We start from the raw sequence: 16,348 nt of genomic DNA on the forward strand, positions 1-16,348 counted from the left end.
GGTTAGACTCCGGGGCCATTCCCGCTTCTCCGGACCCGCCATGTCGCGCGTGCTGATGCTGTTGCTGCTGTCCGTCGCATTGACCACCGTGGCGGTCGCGGCCGACGCCCCGGCTTCCCCATCGGCGAAAGCCGGCACTGCATCCGCCGAGCTCCACCGCTTCTTCGACGAAGAGTGGGAGCGCGGCCTGCGCGAATCCCCGGAAACGGCCAGCTATCGCGGCGATGCCCTCTACAACGACCGCTGGAGCGACATCTCGCTGGCGGCGATCGCAGCGCACCAGGCGGCCGACCGCGATGCGCTGGCGCGCCTGCGCGCCATCGACCGTGCAGCACTGCCGGCGCAGGACCAGCTCAGCTACGACGTCATGGCCTGGCAGCTGGAGAAGGCCGTCGAGCGCCAGCAGTACCGCGAGTACCAGCGCGCCGTCAGCCAGCGCGGCGGTGTGCAGACCGCCGAAGGCATCGCCGAGGTGCTGCCGTTCGCGACCGTCAAGGACTACCGCGACTGGCTGGCGCGCATGCGCGGCATCCCGGCGCAGGTCGACGCCACCATCGTGCTGCTGCGCGAAGGCATGGCCGCGGGCAACGTGCCGCCGCGCGTGCTGATGGAGCGCATCCCCGGGCAGATCGCCGCGCAGGTGGTGGCAGATCCGCGGCGGAGCCCCTTCTACCGCCCGTTCACCCGTTTCCGCGACGGTGTGCCGCAGGCGGAGCGGGCCGGCCTGGAGGCCGAGGCGCGCACGGTGGTGGCCAGCGACATCGTCCCCGCATACCGGCGCTTCGCCGAGTTCTTCGAAACCGAATACCTGCCCGCGACGCGCGAGACCATCGCCGCCGCCGACCTGCCCGGCGGCAGTGCCTACTACGACTTCCTGGCCCGCCAGTTCACCACCACCGAGCTCGGCGCCGAGGAGATCCACGCCATCGGCCTGCGCGAAGTGGCGCGCATCCGCGGCGAGATGGAGCGGGTCAAGGGCGAGGTCGGCTTCAAGGGTGACCTCGCGGCGTTCTTCGAGCACCTGCGCAGCGACCCGGCGTACTTCCACGAGACCCCCGAGGCCCTGCTCGAGGCCTACCAGGCGATCTCCAAGCGCATCGACCCGGAGCTGGTGAAGATCGCGCGCACCATTCCGCGGCTCCCGTACGGCGTGCGCCCGATCCCCGACAACATCGCACCCGACACCACCACCGCCTATTACCAGCCCGGCGCCACCGACGGCAGCCGCGCCGGCTACTACTACGTCAACCTGTACCGGCCCGAGGTGCGCCCGACCTGGGAAATGATGGCCCTGTCGCTGCACGAAGCGGTGCCCGGCCACCACTTCCAGTTCGCGCGCGGGCTGGAACTGCCCGGCGTGCCCACCTTCCGCCGCGTCGGCTACTTCACCGCCTACGGCGAAGGCTGGGGCCTGTACGCCGAGCGCCTCGGCTACGACATGGGCCTCTACGACGATCCGCTCGACCGCATGGGCCAGCTGGCCTACGACATGTGGCGCGCGGTGCGGCTCGTGGTCGACACCGGCATGCACGCCAAGGGCTGGAGCCGGCAGCAGGCGATCGACTACTTCATGGACAATTCGCCCAAGACGCTGCAGGACGTCACCAACGAGATCGACCGCTACATCGGCTGGCCCGGCCAGGCGCTGGCCTACAAGATCGGCCAGCTGAAGATCTCCGAGCTGCGCGCCCGCGCCGAGGCCGCGCTGGGCCCCGCGTTCGACCTGCGCGACTTCAACGACGCCGTGCTGGTCACCGGCTCCGTGCCGCTGGAGACGCTGGAGCAGCACATCGACGCCTGGATCGCCGGGCAGCAGGCTGCCAAGGGCGCAGTCGGGGGCTGAAATTCCCGCCACGGTCGCGCAGGCCCGCCTGAAGGCGCGGCAGGCCACGATTTGCGCCCGCGGCCGCCGGGCTGCCATACTTGCCGGCTCCCGTTCGCCGGGAGACCTTGCCCCACGGCCGCTCGTTCCACTGCCGGGGGCTATCCGGGCCTGCGACTCGCGTCGCGGCCGATATCCACAAGGAAATACACATGCGTCACTATGAGATCGTGTTCCTGGTCCATCCGGACCAGAGCGAGCAGGTGCCTGCCATGGTCGAGCGTTACAAGACGCTGATCGAAGGCAGCGAGGGCAAGATCCACCGTCTCGAAGACTGGGGCCGGCGCCAGCTGGCGTATCCCATCGACAACCTGGTCAAGGCCCACTACGTGCTGCTCAACATCGAAGTCGGCCAGGCCGTCCTCGACGAGCTGGCGGAAGGCTTCCGCTTCAACGACGCCATCCTGCGCCACCTGGTGATCCGCCGCGAAGAGGCCGACACCGAACAGTCCCTGATCATGAAGAACAAGGACGAGAAGCCGGAGAAGACCGACCGTCCCGACCGCGGCGACCGTCCCGAGCGCGGCGAACGCCGCCCGCGTGACGACCAGGGTGAAGGCGAGGGCGACAAGCCCGAGTCCGACACCGACACCACCGAAGCCGCCTGAGGAGCACGCACATGTCCAAGTTCTTCCGCCGCCGCAAGTTCTGCAAGTTCACCGCCGAGGGTGTCAAGGAGATCGACTACAAGGATCTCAACACCCTGCGCCAGAACGTGACCGAGAACGGCAAGATCGTCCCGAGCCGCATCACCGGCACCAAGGCGAAGTACCAGCGCCAGCTGGCCACGGCCGTCAAGCGCGCCCGTTTCCTGGCCCTGATCCCGTACACCGACAACCACACCATGTGATCGCGCGCGCCTCCCGGTACGGGAGGCGCGTCCGCCTCACACCGTCCGTTCGGACAGCCATAGTTGCGGCGCCATGCGCCGCTAACGAATACGGAGCTCCACCATGCAACTGATCCTCCTGCAGAAGGTCGTGAACCTCGGCAACCTCGGCGACAAGGTCGACGTGAAGCCGGGCTACGGCCGCAATTTCCTGGTGCCGCAGGGCAAGGCCGTTCCCGCCACCGCCTCCAACCTCGCCGACTTCGAGGCGCGCCGCGCCGAGTACGAAGCCAAGGCCGTGGCGTCGCACGACGAAGCCAACACGCGCCTGGCGTCGCTCGAGGGCGTGAGTGTCACGATCTACGCCAACGCCTCCACCGAAGGCAAGCTGTACGGCTCGGTCGGCCCGCGCGATATCGCCGAGGCGCTGACCAAGGCCGGCCATCCGGTCGAGAAGTCGGAAGTGGTGCTGGGCGAGGGCGCGTTCCGCGCCACCGGCCAGTACGAGGTCGTGCTGCACCTGCACGCCGACATCGACACCACGGTCACCGTGGTGGTGGCGCCCGAAGCCGCCTGATCGGGTTCCAAGCGTTTCCGTCGACGGGCGCCGAGAGGCGCCCGTCTTCGTTTTCCGTCGTCTCACGCCGTGCGATGCCCACCGGTTATCCACAGTGTTATCTGCAGCGCTTTCCGGCAGCGGGGGCTACGATAACAATCCGACAACGAAGAAAGGGCCGCGGCGACGGTCCCACAAGGGGAGTCCTGATACCGATGAGTGCACGACCGGGCTTCCAGCACGAAGGCCCCGCCTTCCAGGGGCGTGGCGATGCCCGGGTCGAACAGCTGCGCATACCGCCGCAGTCGGTCGAGGCCGAGCAGGCCGTGCTGGGCGGGCTGATGCTCTCGCCGGAGGCCTACGACCGCGTTGGCGACCAGCTCGACCAGTCCGACTTCTACCGTCGCGACCACCAGCTGATCTTTCGCGCCATCAAGGAACTCGCCGAGCGCAACCGTCCCTACGATGCGGTGACCCTGGGCGAGTGGTTCGAGTCGCAGGGGCAGTCGGAGATGGTGGCGGGCGGCGCGTACCTGGTTGAACTGGCCAGCACCACGCCGTCGGCGGCCAATATCGTCGCCTACGCCGAGATCGTGCGCGACAAGGCCGTGCTGCGGCAGCTGATCGAAGTCGGCACCACCATCGTCAACGACGGCTTCCAGCCAGGTGGCCGCGAGAGTTCCGAGTTGCTCGCCAAGGCCGAGCAGGACGTGTTCGCGATCGCCGAGGCCGGCAACCGTGGCCGCACCGACTTCACCCCGGTCAACAAGGCGATGGCCGAAGCCTTCGACGTGCTGCAGACGCGCTACGCCAACGGCGGCGGCATCACCGGACTGCCCACCGGCTACGTCGAATTCGACGAGATGACCGCCGGCCTGCAGCCCACCGACCTGCTGATCCTGGCCGCGCGCCCGGCGATGGGCAAGACTACGCTGGCGCTCAACATGGCCGAGTACGCCGCCATGAAGACCAAGAAGGCCGTGGCCGTGTTCTCCATGGAAATGTCGGCCAGCCAGCTCGCGCTGCGACTGATCTCGTCCGTGGGCCGCGTCAATGCCACCCGCCTGCGCACCGGCCTGCTCGAGGACGAGGACTGGAGCCGCGTGTCCAGCGCGATCCGCCTGCTCAAGGAAACCAAGATCTTCATCGACGACACCCCGGCGCTGTCGCCCGATTCGCTGCGCGCCAAGGCGCGACGTCTGAAGCGCGAACACGACCTCGGCCTGATCGTCATCGACTACCTGCAGCTCATGGCGGTACCGGGCAACAGCGAGAACCGCGCCACCGAGATCTCCGAGATCTCGCGCTCGCTGAAAAGCCTGGCCAAGGAACTCAACGTGCCGGTGCTGGCGCTGTCGCAGCTCAACCGCTCGCTGGAAACACGCGCCGACAAGCGCCCGGTGATGGCCGACCTGCGCGAGTCGGGCGCGATCGAGCAGGACGCCGACGTGATCGTCTTCATCTACCGCGACGACTACTACAACAAGGAAAACTCGCCCGACAAGGGCCTTGCCGAGGTGATCATCGGCAAGCAGCGAAACGGGCCCACGGGTTCGGTGAAACTGAAGTTCTTCGGCGAGTACACGCGCTTCGACAACCTCGCCCACGACTCGGTGGGCAGCTTCGAGTAGCGGCATGGGCCTGCATGCCGCCGAGCGCCCGACGCGGATCCTGGTCGACCTCGACCGCATCGCCGGCAACCTGCGTGCCATCCGTGCCCACGCCGGCGTGCCGGTGATGGCCATCGTCAAGGCCAACGCCTATGGCCACGGCCTGGTGCAGGTGGCACGCCACCTGCAGGTGCATGGCGTCGAGCACCTGGGCGTGGCCTTCCCCGAGGAGGGCATCGCGCTGCGCCGTGCCGGCATCAGCGTGCCGATCCTGGTGCTGGGCGGCATCTACGGGCCGCAGGTGGCGCAGTACCTGGTCCACGACCTCGAAATCACCGTGTCGTCGCTGGAGAAGCTGCGCCACGTCGAGGCCGCGGCCGCGTCGATGGGTCGCCACGCCACGGTGCACCTGAAGATCGACACCGGCATGGAGCGCATCGGCGTGCATGCCTGGAGCGCCGGGCCCTTCATCGAGGCCGCGGTGGCGTCGCGCTGGATCAGGCTGGCCGGGATCTATTCGCACCTCGCCTGCGCGGACGAACCCGACTCGCCCACGACGGCGCTGCAACTGGCGCGGTTCGAAGACGCCTGCGCGCACTTCGGCCGCATCGGCGCGCCAGTGCCGCCCCGGCACATCGCCAACTCCGGCGGCGTGCTGCATTGCCCGGACACGCGACTCGACATGGTGCGTCCCGGCATCCTGCTGTACGGCGTGCTGCCGGGTGCCGGGGCGCGTGCCACGGTGGCGGTGCAGCCGGCGCTTTCGCTGGTTTCGCGCGTGGTCTATTTCAAGGTGGTGCAGGCCGGGCATGCGGTCAGCTACGGCGGCACCTGGACACCGGCCACGGACACCCGCGTGGTGACGGTGCCCATCGGTTACGGCGACGGCTATCCGCGTGCGCTGTCCTCGCGCGGCACCGTGCTGCTGCGCGGTCGCGGGTATCCGATCGTCGGGCGGGTGTGCATGGACCAGTTCATGGTCGACATCGGCCGCGACAGCGCGTGGAACGAAGACGAGGTCGTGCTGATCGGCCGCCAGGGCGATGCCGAGCTGCGGGCGGAACAGGTGGCGGCCGCGGCCGGCATGATTCCGTACGAAGTGCTGGTGGGTTTGAACGACCGCATTCCACGCGTCTACAGCGGTGGCTTTCTGTCAGCTGAATAGCCGCTGGGCCGTCACCCCGCGCGGACACCATCGCGGTTAGCGTGAGCCCGGTCATTCATCACCCACCCCCGGGCGCATGCCGCCCGACCAGGAGTTCCCCATGCGTACAGCCCCCCGTATCTTCTTCGCCACTGCGGCAGCGAGCGCCGTCCTCATCTCCGGCTGCGCCACCTATACCGGCCAGACCAGCGATCCGAACGATCCCAACCGGACCCAGCGCGGCGCGCTGATCGGTGCGGGGATCGGCGCCGTCGCCGGCCTGCTGAGCGGTTCCGACGCCACCGAGCGCCGCCAGCGCGCGCTGGTGGGTGCGGGCGTGGGTGGACTGGCCGGTGGCGCCGTCGGCGTCTACCAGGACCGCCAGGAAGCCGAGCTGCGCCGCCAGACCGCGGGCACCGGCATCATCGTCGACCGCGAGGGCGACACCATCAAGCTCAACTTGCCGGATGGCGTGACCTTCGACTTCAACAAGACCGCGCTCAAGCCGCAGTTCTACCCGGCGCTCAACAACGTGGCGCGCACCCTGGCCGAGTACAACCAGACCATCGTGGAAGTGGCCGGGCACACCGACAACATCGGCGGCGACGCCGTCAACCAGCGCATCTCCGAGCAGCGCGCGTCGGCGGTGGGCAACTATCTCATCGGCCAGGGCCTGCAGCGCGAACGCTTCGAGATCGTCGGCTTCGGCAAGAACATGCCCATCGCCGACAACTCCACCGAGCAGGGTCGCGCGGCCAATCGTCGCGTCGAGATCCGCGTGGTCCCGCTGCGCGGCTGATCCGCCGTCGGTTGCGCCAGGAGAAGGGCCGCTCGCGCGGCCCTTTTCCGTTTGACGGAATACACCCGGCGTTCCCACCTTGCGATCGCGGAGCCGCGCATGCCCAGGAGCCTGTATGTCCCCGTCACCGCCACCCCGGGCGACGAGGCCGCGATCACCGCCGCGCTCGCGCTGGCCAGGCGGTTCGACGCGCAACTGACGATCCTGGAGATCGTCAACCTGCCCATGCCGACAGCCAACCCCTGGGGACTGATGCCGGATATCGCGATCGGCGATGTGCACGACCGTTTGCGCGCCCAAGGCCAGGCCAACGCCGCGTCCCGGCGCGCCGCGCTCGCGGGCCACGGTGTCCAGGTCGAGGTGCGCGTGGTCGAGGCGCTTTTTTCCGATCCACCGCGCGTGTCGGTCGACATGGCCCACAACGCCGATCTCGCGGTGGTCGCGGGGCCGGCGAACGATGGTGCGGAGGGCAGCGTGGCGCACGACTTCGTGGCGTCCCTGCTGCTCGGTTCGGGACGCCCGGTGCTGGTCGTGCCACCTGGCGCGGCCGCACCGGAGGCGGGTGGGGCGGTGCTGCTCGCCTGGCGCCCTGGCGCGGAGGCCGCGCGCGCACTGCACGACGCACTGCCGCTGCTGCGCGATGCGTCGCGCGTGGACGTGGTCGTGGTCGACCCTTCGCCGGGCGCCGAAGGCGAGCAGGCGCTCGTCGATGTCGCCGCCCACCTGGCGCGGCACGCGGTGCGCGCCGACATGGTGGTGCAGGCCGCTCGCGGCCGCGCGGTGAGCGCCATCGTGCTTGAGCATGCGCGCGAGATGCCGGCGCAGCTGATCGTGGCCGGTGGCTATGGCCACTCGCGGCTGCGCGAGTGGGTGATGGGTGGCGTGACCCGCGAGCTGCTGCTGGGCTCGCCGGTGCCGTTGCTGCTGTCGCACTGAACGCGCGCGGCCACGGTTACATTCCGTTACCAACGGTTACCGACCGCTGCCCGTGGGACGCGCCACGCCCATTAGATTGCATCGCAACGCAATCCAGTGGACGTCCCGATGCTCCAGCCAGTTCCTCCCGCGAGCCTGTTCGACCCTCACCTCCGCGGCCCCGCCGCCGCATGGTCGGCCGATCGCCAGGCACCCGTGGTGCCGGCACTCGAGGCGTTGCTGCTGCGCTGGCCACCGCGCGTGCATCGCCTGGCGGCACGCCAGGTGCTGTTCCACGCCGGCCAGCCGCGGCAGTCGCTGTACTACGTGCGCTCGGGCTGCTTCCGCACCAGCGTGCTCAGCGAGGATGGCCGCGAGAAGATCACCGGGTTCCGCATGCGCGGCGACCTGCTCGGGCTGGATGCGGTCGACATGCCGGCGCAGGCCTGCGATGCGGTGGCCCTCGACGCCGCCGAGGTCTGGGAACTGCCGTGCGCGCGCCCCGACGACCTGATGCCCGAGGTACGCGAGCGCCTGACCTCGCTGCTGGCTTCCGAGATCCGCCGCGACTGGCGCTGGATGCTGGCCATCGGCACGCTGGGCGCCGACCAGCGCGTGGTGGCGTTCCTGCTCGACCTGTCGGCGCGGTTCGCCGCCATGGGTCTTGACCCGCAGCTGCTGCAGTTGCGCATGACGCGCGCCGAACTCGGCAATTTCCTGGCGATCACCCTGGAAACCGTGACCCGGGCGCTGTCGCGCCTGCAGGCGCACGGCATGATCGACGTCGACGGCCGGCGGATCGGCATCGTCGACGAAGCCGGCCTGCGTGCGGTGCTGGCGGGTGAGGCGCGTTGCCACTAGGCGCGTACACGGCGCCGCGCCTTCGCCTCAACCCGCCTGCAGTTCCCGGCGCACCGCGTCGGCGAGCTGCTCGCGCCGCCAGGGCTTGCGCAGCAGGCGCAGGCCCTGGCCGCCACCGGCGTCGGCGGCGTGTTCCTCGTCGCCAGAGGTCAACAGCACGGCAAGGCCCGGGCGCAACGCGAGCGCTTCACGGGCCAGCGCCTTGCCGTCGATCCCCGGGCCGAGCATGACGTCACTGAAGAGCAGGGCGATCGCCGGCTCTTCGCGCAGCACGCGCAGCGCGGTCTCGCCGTCGGCCACCGCCAGCACCCGGTAGCCGGCGCCGCGCAGGAACGCCACCGCGATCGCGCGCACCGCGGCGTCGTCCTCGACCACCAGTACGCCTTCGCCCCGGCCGCTGCCGGCGGCGGGGCGGGCCAGTGGCTCGACTCCGGCAGCTGCGTCGCGCGCCACAGGCACATACAGCCGGACCGCGGTGCCGTGCCCGGGCACGCTGTCGATCACGAGGCCTCCGCCACTCTGGCGCGCGAAGCCGTACACCATGCTCAAGCCGAGGCCGCTGCCGCGTTCGCGGCCCTTGGTGGTGAAAAACGGCTCCATCGCGTGCGCCAGGATGTCGGGCGGCATCCCGCTGCCATCGTCGCTGACGCCGAGGCACAGGTAGTCGCCGGCCGGGAGTTCCGCGCTGGCCTGGTCCGCGCCGACCTCGTCCGGGGCCGCCGTGAACACGATCTCGCCACCGCGGCCCAGCGCGTCGCGCGCGTTGAGCGCCAGGTTGAGCAATGCGGCCTCGAGCTGGCCGGCATCGACGTACGCGGGAGGCAGCCCGGGTGCCACCTCGACGCGCAGGCGCACGCTGTCGCCGAGCGTGCGCCGCAGCACCTGTTCCAGGTCGTGCAGCAGCCGTGGCACGTCGACGGCGCTCGGTTGCAGGCGCTGCCGGCGCGCGAACGCCAGCAGCTTGGCGGTGAGTTCGGCGCCGCGGCTGACTGAACGCAGCGCGCTGGCCAGCAGCGCCTGGCCATCGGTGCTGGCGATTTCCGGCTCCAGCAGTTGCAGGCTGCCGGACATCACCGTGAGCAGGTTGTTGAAGTCGTGGGCCACGCCGCCGGTGAGCTGGCCGATCGCGTCCAGCCGCTGCGCGTGGGCGAGGTGCTCTTCGGCGCGCCGCTGCTGCACGTAGGTCGACAGCGTGGTGGCCGCCGTCTGCAGCAGGTGGCAGGCATCGTGGTCGAAGCGGCGCGTCTCGCGCGATGCCGCCAGCAGCGCGCCCGTCACCCGGCGATGTTCGAACACCGGCACCAGCACCGCGCTGCCGTAAGGCGGCAGCGGCAACGGGAACAGCGCGGCGGCAGATGGATCCGCGGCGATGTCGCCGATGATCCAGGCGTCCCGGTGCTCGCCGGCGAAGGGCCGCGGCACGGTGCTCCCGGCCTGCCAGCCGGTGCCCGCGGCACCGCGCACGGCGGCCGCCTGCTGGCCGGATGCGGCGGCGACGATCGCCACCGCCTGCACGCCCAGCGCCTCCACCAGCAGCGGCGGCAGCTCCTCGAGCAGGCTCGATTCCGCCGCCGCCTCCAGCGCCAGCTGGCCGATGCGCGCCGCGATCGCGTCGTAGCGGGCCCGCGCCAACGCCTGCTGCACGCGCTGGCTGCCGGAAATGTCGCGCACCGAGGCGAGGAAGCGCTTGCCGTCCGCACTGTCCAGCGGACTCAACGCGATCTCGATCTGGAACTTCGTGCCGTCGCTGCGCAGGCCCACCAGGGTCTGGCCGGTGGCGCCCATCGGTCGCACGTGCGGGGCCGACATGTAGCGGTCGCGATACACGCGGTGGCGCGCACGCGCGCTTTCCGGCACGAGGTCCTCGATCTCCAGGCCCACCATCGCGCCGCGTGCGTGTCCGAACAGGACTTCCGCGTGCGCGTTCGCGCGCACTACGCGACCTTCGCCGTCGACCACCAGCAAGGCGTCGGGCACGGCCTCGAACAGTCCCGGGATGGCGCCCGCGTCGCTCATGCCGGGCAGACGTCGGCAGCGAGCAGGTAGCCGGCACCGCGCACCGACCGGATCAGCTCGGGCGTTGCCGGATCGCGCTCGATCTTGCGCCGCAGCCGCGCGATGCCGACGTCGATCGCGCGATCGAACGGCCCGGCCTCGCGCCCGTGCAGCGTGTTCATCAGCCGGTCGCGGCTCAGCACTTCGTTGGGGTGCTGCAGCAAGGCGCGCAGCAGGTCGAACTCGCCCGTGGTCAGCGGGATATCGCGGCCGCCCGCGTCGGCCAGCCTGCGCGCGGCAAGGTCGAGCACCATGCCTTCGAACGCGAGGCGCCGGATCGGCGTCGGGGCCGGCGCGGGGACGTCCGCGGCCACCGCCGGCGCGCGCCGCAGCACCGAGCGCACGCGCGCCAGCAGTTCGCGGAAATCGAAGGGCTTGGCGATGTAGTCGTCGGCACCCAGCTCCAGCCCGACCACGCGTTCCACCGCTTCGCCACGTCCGCTGACCACGATCACCGGAAGCCGCCACTGCTGGCGCAGGTGCTGCAGCAGCGACAGGCCGTCCTCGTCGGGAAGACCCAGGTCGAGCAGCACCAGGTCGGGCAGCGCACCGGCCAGGGCCTCGCGCAGGTCGGCGCCACTGGCGGCGCTCGAGACCACGAATCCGTTGCTGCCCAGATAGCGCGCCAGCAGAGCGACGATGTCGGCGTCGTCGTCGACGACGAGCACGCGCGGGCGTGCGTCGCCGGCGGCAAACGGGTCGATGCTCATGTGGCCAGGCAACGCTGGGAAGGGGGCGCGTCCATGGTGCATAGGATCGCACAGGCCCCCGCGACGGCGCCCGGCGCGGGCGTGGGTTCACGTGGACCAGAACGAAAAAACCCGACCGTGTGGGGTCGGGTTCGTTCGTGGATGGTGGAGGTGGGGGGAATCGAACCCCCGTCCGAAGGCACTCCATCCCCGGCACTACATGCTTAGCTCACCGTTGGGTCTCGTCCTGTGGCAGCACAGTGGGCGAAGCGCACCCCAGGACCAGCCTGTTTTTGTTAAGCCGCGGTTGACAGGCAACCACCGCAGCCGGTTCCGTGATAATGACCCTACATCCACGAGCACGGGCACAAGTGGGTTCGGGGCTTACGCCTTAAGCGGCGAGAGCGTAGTTGTCGTCGTTGGCAACTAGAGTTTTGCAGCTGGATTTACGAGGAAAGCTACCCCCTCGGCATGCGCCAGGCGATTTCGCGACCCCCGTCGAAGCCAGTGCACCCCCATGATCGGGAAAGCTGGCATCTGCCGGAAAGGCAGTGAAACTGCGAGACAGGTGAAGTATAGGGTCGCGTGCGCCGCGTGCAAGGCCGGTGCCTGCAGCCGCGCCGGGCAACGTTCATCCGGAAGGGTCGCCGCGCAGCCGGTATGCTCCTGCCGATGACCGCCGACGAGGCCCTGCTGTCACCCGACGCCCTGCCATCGCGGCACGGCTACCTCCTGGCCGCGCTGGTGCTGGTGGCTTCGCTCGCGCTGGTGGCCATCTACGCCACCGGTGCCGGCACGCGCGAGCGCGAGCTTGCACAGGCGCGGCTGGCGGGCGAGGCCGAACAGGTAGTCGCGCGCCTGCGCCAGCAACTGCTCACCTACGAACTGATCACCCGTGGCGGCGTGTCGCTGTTCGCCACCGTGCAGGCACCCAGCCCGCAACAGTGGCGGCATTACACCGACGGCCTGGAACTCGACCGCAGGTTTCCGGCGATGCTCGGGCTCTGTTACGCCGAGGCGCTGTCGCCGGCCGCCCTGCAGGAACTGCAGCTCAGGCGCCGCGCGGCCGGGATGGGGCTGTTCAACGTGGATCCGCCGGGTGCGCGTGCGCAGTACGGGCCGGTGGTCCTGCTGGAACCGCGCACGATCGCCAACGTCAACACCATCGGTTTCGACATGCTGCAGGAGCCCACCCGCGCGGCGGCGATGCTGGCCGCGCGCGACAGCGGGGCCGCGCGCATCACCGCGCCGCTGCAACTCGCGCAGGTGGGAGCGGGGCGCGGCCTGGTGATCTTCGCGCCGGTGTACCGGGCGGGCATCGTGCCGTCCGACCCGTCCGCACGCGCCGCGGCCCTGGCCGGCTGGGTCTGCGCGCCATTCCGCCTCGACGGTTTCGTCGAGCAGGCAGTGGCGGACGCGCCCGGCACGCCGGGGCTGCGCATCGTCGACATCGGCGACGGTGTCGAGACGCTGGTGTATGCGCACGATGCGGTGCTTGCGCCCGGAAAGCATGCCGCCGCTGTCACCCACAGCGTCGAAGAGCAGGTGTACGGCCGGCGTTGGCGGCTGGACTTCCACCAGGTGCGCGCCGGCAACGGCGGGTCGGCGCTGCTCGGCACCCAGGGCACGATCGTGCTGGGCATGCTGGCCTCATTCCTGATGTTCGCTGTGGCGCTGTCGCTGGCGCGGACCCAGTCGCGCGCGCAGCAGATCGCGGCGCGCATGAGCGAGTCGTACCGGCGCAGCGAACTGCGCTTCCGCAGTGCGATGCGCTTTTCGGCGATCGGCAAGGCGCTGCTCGACCGCGACGGGCGCGTGGTGGATGCCAACCTGGCCCTGGCCAACATCCTGCGCGCGTCGCCCGAGGAATTGATGGGTCGCGACTTCCAGGCGTTGTTCAGCGGCACCGGCGACGCCGCCGAAGAGCGCTCGCGCGCGGCGACCGGCAGCGTGTACCGCGTGACGCGCGAGCTCAGGCGCGACGACGGCGAGCTGCGCCATGTGCTGCTGACGTACGCGCAGGTGCCGGGCGACGTGGGCCAGGACGTGGCCAGCCTGGCGCAGGTGGAGGACATCACCGACCGCGTGCGCGCCGAGGCGCAGATCAACGCGCTCAACCGCACCCTCGAGGCGCGGGTCGCGCTGCGCACGCGCGAACTCACGCGGGCCAACGAGGCGCTGGAATCCTTCGCCTACACCATCTCGCATGACCTGCGTGCACCGCTGCGGGCGATCGACGGCTTCACGCGCGTGCTGGGCGAACGCCATGCCGATGCCTTCGACGATGCCGGGCGTGGCTATCTCGCGCGCGTGCGCGCCGCAGCGGCGCGCATGGGCGAGCTGATCGATGCCTTGCTGAAGATGTCTCGGGTGTCCCGCGGCGAGCTGCGCCGCGAGCCCCTGGACCTGTCGGCGATGGCGGCGGACATCGTCGCCGACCTGCGCCACGGCGATCCGCAGCGGCAGGTGGACGCGCAGATCGAGCCCGGCCTGCACGCATCAGGAGACAGCGTGCTGGTGAGGAACCTGCTCAACAACCTGCTCGGCAACGCCTGGAAGTTCACCCGCGGCCGGGAGCGCGGCCACATCGCCTTCCACCGGGTCGAACATGCCGGCGAGACCTGGTTCGAGGTGGCCGACAACGGCGTCGGCTTCGACGAGGCGTACGCCGGCAAGCTGTTCCGTCCGTTCCAGCGTCTGCACGCGCAGGACGAATTCGTCGGTGAGGGCATCGGCCTGGCCTCGGTGAAGCGCATCATCGAGCGCCACGGCGGCAGCATCACCGCGGAGGGCAGGGTGGGCGAGGGCGCGCGCTTCCGCTTCACGCTGCCCGACGATGCCGGCGTGGGATGAAGCCGCTCAGGCGTCGCGGTTGTGGCGCCGCATCACGCGCTGCTTGTCGCGCGCCCAGTCGCGGTCCCTGGCGGCGTCGCGCTTGTCGTGGGTCTGCTTGCCCTTGGCCAGCGAGATCTCGATCTTGACCTTGTTGCCCTTCCAGTACATCGCGCTGGGCACGATGGTGTAGCCGTCGCGTTCCACCTTGCCGACCAGCATGTCGATCTCGCGACGGTGCAGCAGCAGCTTGCGCGTGCGGCGGTCATCGGCGATGACGTGCGTGGACGCCTGCAGCAGCGGGGTGATCTGCGCGCCGAACAGGAAGATCTCGCCGCTGCGCACCACCGCGTAGCTCTCGGTGATGTTGGCGCGGCCTGCGCGGATCGCCTTCAGTTCCCAGCCCTGCAGCGCCATGCCGGCTTCGAAACGGTCCTCGAGGTGGTACTCGTGGCGCGCGCGCTTGTTGAGCGCGATCGTGCCCCCGGCGCCGCTCTTTCCCTTATCCTTGCCAGCAGTCTTGCCCATCGCGTCATTCTCACACGGCACGGGGCGGGAAAGGAACGCGAGACCGCCTGCCCACATGCCCATCATCAAGCGCTCAGCCCTGGTCGGACACGCCGCGTCGCGGATGTTCGCGCTGGTCAACGACATCGCGGCGTATCCGGCACGGTTCGCGTGGTGCGATCGTGCCGAAGTGCTCGAGTCCGCACCGGGGCGCGTGCTCGGTCGCCTCGAACTCGGCATCGCCGGCATGCGCACCTGGTTCACCACGGAGAACCTGCTCACGCCACCGCAGCGCATCGACATGCACCTGCGCGATGGCCCGTTCAAGCGCCTCGAAGGCCGCTGGGAGTTCCACGCGCTCGACGAGTCGGCGTGCAAGGTCACGCTGAGCCTGGATTTCGAGCCGCGCAGCCGCCTGCTGGCGCCGGCGATGAAGCTCGGCTTCCAGGGGCTGGTCGACCGCATGGTCGACGACTTCGTGCGCATCGCCGACGATCCGGACGCCTGAGGTGCGCGTCGAAGTGGTGCTCGCGTTTCCACGCACGCACCACAGTGTGCAAGTGGAACTGCGCGACGGCGCGCGCGTGGCCGACGCCATTGCCGCCTGCGGCCTGCCGCTGCAAGCAGTGGCTGGCTACGCGGTGTTCGGTGAGCGTGTCACCGCCACCACCGCGCTGCGCGATGGTGACCGGGTGGAGCTGTTGCGGCCGCTGCAGGTCGACCCCAAGGATGCCAGGCGCCTGCGCGCCGCGCGTCGCCGCTGAGCGGTCAGCGCGTCTTTTTCTTGTCGCGCGCGAGGTTCGGCCCGAACGAGCGCCGCACGTCCTTGATCATTTCGGCGTCGCGATCGGGGAACTGGTCGCCTTCCCACTTGGCCAGCGTGTCGCCCTCGAACCACAGCGTGAGGTTGTGCACCTCGGTCTTGCCGATGCGGCCGGTGCGCTCGCTGGCGGTGTAGTCCCAGCGCTCCTGGTGGAACGGGTCCTGCACCGATGGCGTGCCGAGCAATGCCGACACCTGCTGGCGGTTCATGCCCGCCTGCAGCTGTGCGACGTCGCTGCTCTTCAGCAGGTTGCCCTGGTAGATCGGCTGTTTGTAGACGAGCCCGCAGCCAGTGGCGAGGCAGGCGACGATGACGGGGACGAGGAGCTTGCGCATTGGAACCCAGGACGGCGGAAATCCCCGCGATGATACACTCGCCGGGCCGCCGCGACCGGCTCCACGGCAGCTGGCACCCCAATCGCCAATGAACGGAACAGGCATGGAAACCCATGAGCTTCGCAAGGCCGGGTTGAAGGTCACGCATCCCCGGATGCGCATCCTGCAACTGCTCGAGCAGAAGACCGCGCACCACCACATGACCGCCGAGGACATCTATCGCCACCTGCTGGAAGGCGGCGATGAAATCGGCCTCGCCACCGTCTACCGGGTGCTGACCCAGTTCGAGGCGGCCGGGCTGGTGCTCAAGCACAATTTCGAGGGCGGCACGGCGGTCTACGAGATCGACCGCGGTGGCCACCACGACCACATGGTCGACGTCGACACCGGGCGCATCATCGAGTTCGAGAGCCCGGAGATCGAGGAGCTGCAGAGCAGGATCGCCGCGCAGCACGGCTACATCCTCGAAGAGCACTCGCTGGTGCTGTACGTGCGCAAGAAGCGCTGACCG

At 69.8% G+C, this 16,348-nt stretch carries 17 protein-coding genes and 1 other RNA gene; 13 read left to right on the plus strand and 5 right to left on the minus strand.

The window, feature by feature from the left end:
* Nucleotides 1-40: 40 nt before the first annotated feature.
* From H5368_RS02620 to H5368_RS02660, 9 genes are all read left to right on the plus strand, one after another.
* Nucleotides 41-1,843 (plus strand): DUF885 domain-containing protein, encoded by a 1,803-nt coding sequence (locus H5368_RS02620; protein ID WP_182821064.1) that lies wholly within the window; start codon nt 41-43, stop codon nt 1,841-1,843.
* Between the two features lie 191 nt (nt 1,844-2,034).
* Nucleotides 2,035-2,490, plus strand: a complete 456-nt coding sequence (rpsF, locus tag H5368_RS02625) for a 30S ribosomal protein S6 (RefSeq protein WP_182821066.1) — start codon at nt 2,035-2,037, stop codon at nt 2,488-2,490.
* Between the two features lie 11 nt (nt 2,491-2,501).
* Nucleotides 2,502-2,732, plus strand: a complete 231-nt coding sequence (gene rpsR / locus H5368_RS02630; RefSeq protein ID WP_182821068.1) for a 30S ribosomal protein S18 — start codon at nt 2,502-2,504, stop codon at nt 2,730-2,732.
* Nucleotides 2,733-2,835: 103 nt separating this feature from the next.
* Nucleotides 2,836-3,288, plus strand: coding sequence for a 50S ribosomal protein L9 (gene rplI / locus H5368_RS02635; protein WP_182821070.1), 453 nt, complete (start codon nt 2,836-2,838; stop codon nt 3,286-3,288).
* 194 nt (nt 3,289-3,482) lie between these two features.
* Nucleotides 3,483-4,898, plus strand: coding sequence for a replicative DNA helicase (locus H5368_RS02640; RefSeq protein WP_182821072.1), 1,416 nt, complete (start codon nt 3,483-3,485; stop codon nt 4,896-4,898).
* Between the two features lie 4 nt (nt 4,899-4,902).
* The gene (alr, locus tag H5368_RS02645) at nt 4,903-6,042 is read left to right on the plus strand and encodes an alanine racemase (protein ID WP_182821074.1); all 1,140 of its coding nucleotides are present in this window, start codon (nt 4,903-4,905) and stop codon (nt 6,040-6,042) included.
* 100 nt (nt 6,043-6,142) lie between these two features.
* Nucleotides 6,143-6,820 carry an OmpA family protein gene (locus tag H5368_RS02650; RefSeq protein ID WP_182821077.1) on the plus strand — a complete coding sequence of 226 codons (678 nt, stop codon included), beginning with the start codon at nt 6,143-6,145 and terminating at the stop codon, nt 6,818-6,820.
* Between the two features lie 99 nt (nt 6,821-6,919).
* The gene (locus tag H5368_RS02655; RefSeq protein ID WP_182821079.1) at nt 6,920-7,756 is read left to right on the plus strand and encodes a universal stress protein; all 837 of its coding nucleotides are present in this window, start codon (nt 6,920-6,922) and stop codon (nt 7,754-7,756) included.
* A 108-nt stretch (nt 7,757-7,864) separates the two neighbouring features.
* Complete coding sequence (locus tag H5368_RS02660; RefSeq protein ID WP_182821081.1) at nt 7,865-8,596, plus strand: helix-turn-helix domain-containing protein; 732 nt, start codon at nt 7,865-7,867, stop codon at nt 8,594-8,596.
* Between the two features lie 27 nt (nt 8,597-8,623).
* Here H5368_RS02660 and H5368_RS02665 read toward each other — a convergent pair whose 3' ends face one another.
* The 3 genes from H5368_RS02665 to ssrA all read right to left on the minus strand — a co-directional run bounded on the left by H5368_RS02665 (nt 8,624) and on the right by ssrA (nt 11,857).
* Nucleotides 8,624-10,612 carry an ATP-binding protein gene (locus tag H5368_RS02665; protein WP_182821084.1) on the minus strand — a complete coding sequence of 663 codons (1,989 nt, stop codon included), beginning with the start codon at nt 10,610-10,612 and terminating at the stop codon, nt 8,624-8,626.
* Entirely contained in the window at nt 10,609-11,361 is a 753-nt protein-coding gene (locus H5368_RS02670) for a response regulator (protein WP_182821086.1), read from the minus strand. The genes H5368_RS02665 and H5368_RS02670 overlap by 4 nt, the downstream gene beginning before the upstream one ends.
* Nucleotides 11,362-11,503: 142 nt before the next feature.
* Nucleotides 11,504-11,857, minus strand: a transfer-messenger RNA (tmRNA) gene (gene ssrA / locus H5368_RS02675).
* Nucleotides 11,858-12,000: 143 nt separating this feature from the next.
* On the opposite strand from ssrA, the gene H5368_RS02680 reads away from it, so the two are divergent.
* On the plus strand, nt 12,001-14,193 hold the full coding sequence (locus tag H5368_RS02680) for a CHASE domain-containing protein (protein WP_182821089.1): 2,193 nt from the start codon (nt 12,001-12,003) through the stop codon (nt 14,191-14,193).
* 6 nt (nt 14,194-14,199) lie between these two features.
* On the opposite strand, the gene smpB is transcribed toward H5368_RS02680, so the two are convergent.
* Complete coding sequence (gene smpB / locus H5368_RS02685; protein WP_182821091.1) at nt 14,200-14,700, minus strand: SsrA-binding protein SmpB; 501 nt, start codon at nt 14,698-14,700, stop codon at nt 14,200-14,202.
* Nucleotides 14,701-14,755: 55 nt separating this feature from the next.
* On the opposite strand from smpB, the gene H5368_RS02690 reads away from it, so the two are divergent.
* On the plus strand, nt 14,756-15,187 hold the full coding sequence (locus tag H5368_RS02690) for a type II toxin-antitoxin system RatA family toxin (protein WP_182821093.1): 432 nt from the start codon (nt 14,756-14,758) through the stop codon (nt 15,185-15,187).
* A 1-nt stretch (nt 15,188) separates the two neighbouring features.
* Entirely contained in the window at nt 15,189-15,443 is a 255-nt protein-coding gene (locus tag H5368_RS02695; protein ID WP_182821095.1) for an RnfH family protein, read from the plus strand.
* Between the two features lie 4 nt (nt 15,444-15,447).
* Here H5368_RS02695 and bamE read toward each other — a convergent pair whose 3' ends face one another.
* On the minus strand, nt 15,448-15,837 hold the full coding sequence (bamE, locus tag H5368_RS02700; RefSeq protein ID WP_182821097.1) for an outer membrane protein assembly factor BamE: 390 nt from the start codon (nt 15,835-15,837) through the stop codon (nt 15,448-15,450).
* 103 nt (nt 15,838-15,940) lie between these two features.
* Here bamE and fur point away from each other — a divergent pair, with 103 nt between their 5' ends.
* On the plus strand, nt 15,941-16,345 hold the full coding sequence (gene fur, locus H5368_RS02705) for a ferric iron uptake transcriptional regulator (RefSeq protein ID WP_182821099.1): 405 nt from the start codon (nt 15,941-15,943) through the stop codon (nt 16,343-16,345).
* The last annotated feature ends 3 nt before the right edge of the window (nt 16,346-16,348 follow it).

This window comes from Luteimonas sp. MC1782 (assembly GCF_014164605.1).
Lineage (GTDB): Bacteria > Pseudomonadota > Gammaproteobacteria > Xanthomonadales > Xanthomonadaceae > Luteimonas.

What these genes read in the sequence shown, in the direction of transcription:
- alr (WP_182821074.1), top strand. Translation starts at nt 4,903, where the DNA reads ATGGGCCTGCATGCCGCCGAGCGCCCGACGCGGATCCTGGTCGACCTC.
- rplI (WP_182821070.1), top strand. Translation starts at nt 2,836, where the DNA reads ATGCAACTGATCCTCCTGCAGAAGGTCGTGAACCTCGGCAACCTCGGC.
- H5368_RS02670 (WP_182821086.1), bottom strand. Translation starts at nt 11,361, where the DNA reads ATGAGCATCGACCCGTTTGCCGCCGGCGACGCACGCCCGCGCGTGCTC.
- rpsR (WP_182821068.1), top strand. Translation starts at nt 2,502, where the DNA reads ATGTCCAAGTTCTTCCGCCGCCGCAAGTTCTGCAAGTTCACCGCCGAG.
- H5368_RS02640 (WP_182821072.1), top strand. Translation starts at nt 3,483, where the DNA reads ATGAGTGCACGACCGGGCTTCCAGCACGAAGGCCCCGCCTTCCAGGGG.
- fur (WP_182821099.1), top strand. Translation starts at nt 15,941, where the DNA reads ATGGAAACCCATGAGCTTCGCAAGGCCGGGTTGAAGGTCACGCATCCC.
- H5368_RS02680 (WP_182821089.1), top strand. Translation starts at nt 12,001, where the DNA reads ATGCTCCTGCCGATGACCGCCGACGAGGCCCTGCTGTCACCCGACGCC.
- H5368_RS02620 (WP_182821064.1), top strand. Translation starts at nt 41, where the DNA reads ATGTCGCGCGTGCTGATGCTGTTGCTGCTGTCCGTCGCATTGACCACC.
- bamE (WP_182821097.1), bottom strand. Translation starts at nt 15,837, where the DNA reads ATGCGCAAGCTCCTCGTCCCCGTCATCGTCGCCTGCCTCGCCACTGGC.
- H5368_RS02655 (WP_182821079.1), top strand. Translation starts at nt 6,920, where the DNA reads ATGCCCAGGAGCCTGTATGTCCCCGTCACCGCCACCCCGGGCGACGAG.
- H5368_RS02665 (WP_182821084.1), bottom strand. Translation starts at nt 10,612, where the DNA reads ATGAGCGACGCGGGCGCCATCCCGGGACTGTTCGAGGCCGTGCCCGAC.
- H5368_RS02660 (WP_182821081.1), top strand. Translation starts at nt 7,865, where the DNA reads ATGCTCCAGCCAGTTCCTCCCGCGAGCCTGTTCGACCCTCACCTCCGC.
- H5368_RS02650 (WP_182821077.1), top strand. Translation starts at nt 6,143, where the DNA reads ATGCGTACAGCCCCCCGTATCTTCTTCGCCACTGCGGCAGCGAGCGCC.
- H5368_RS02690 (WP_182821093.1), top strand. Translation starts at nt 14,756, where the DNA reads ATGCCCATCATCAAGCGCTCAGCCCTGGTCGGACACGCCGCGTCGCGG.
- rpsF (WP_182821066.1), top strand. Translation starts at nt 2,035, where the DNA reads ATGCGTCACTATGAGATCGTGTTCCTGGTCCATCCGGACCAGAGCGAG.
- smpB (WP_182821091.1), bottom strand. Translation starts at nt 14,700, where the DNA reads ATGGGCAAGACTGCTGGCAAGGATAAGGGAAAGAGCGGCGCCGGGGGC.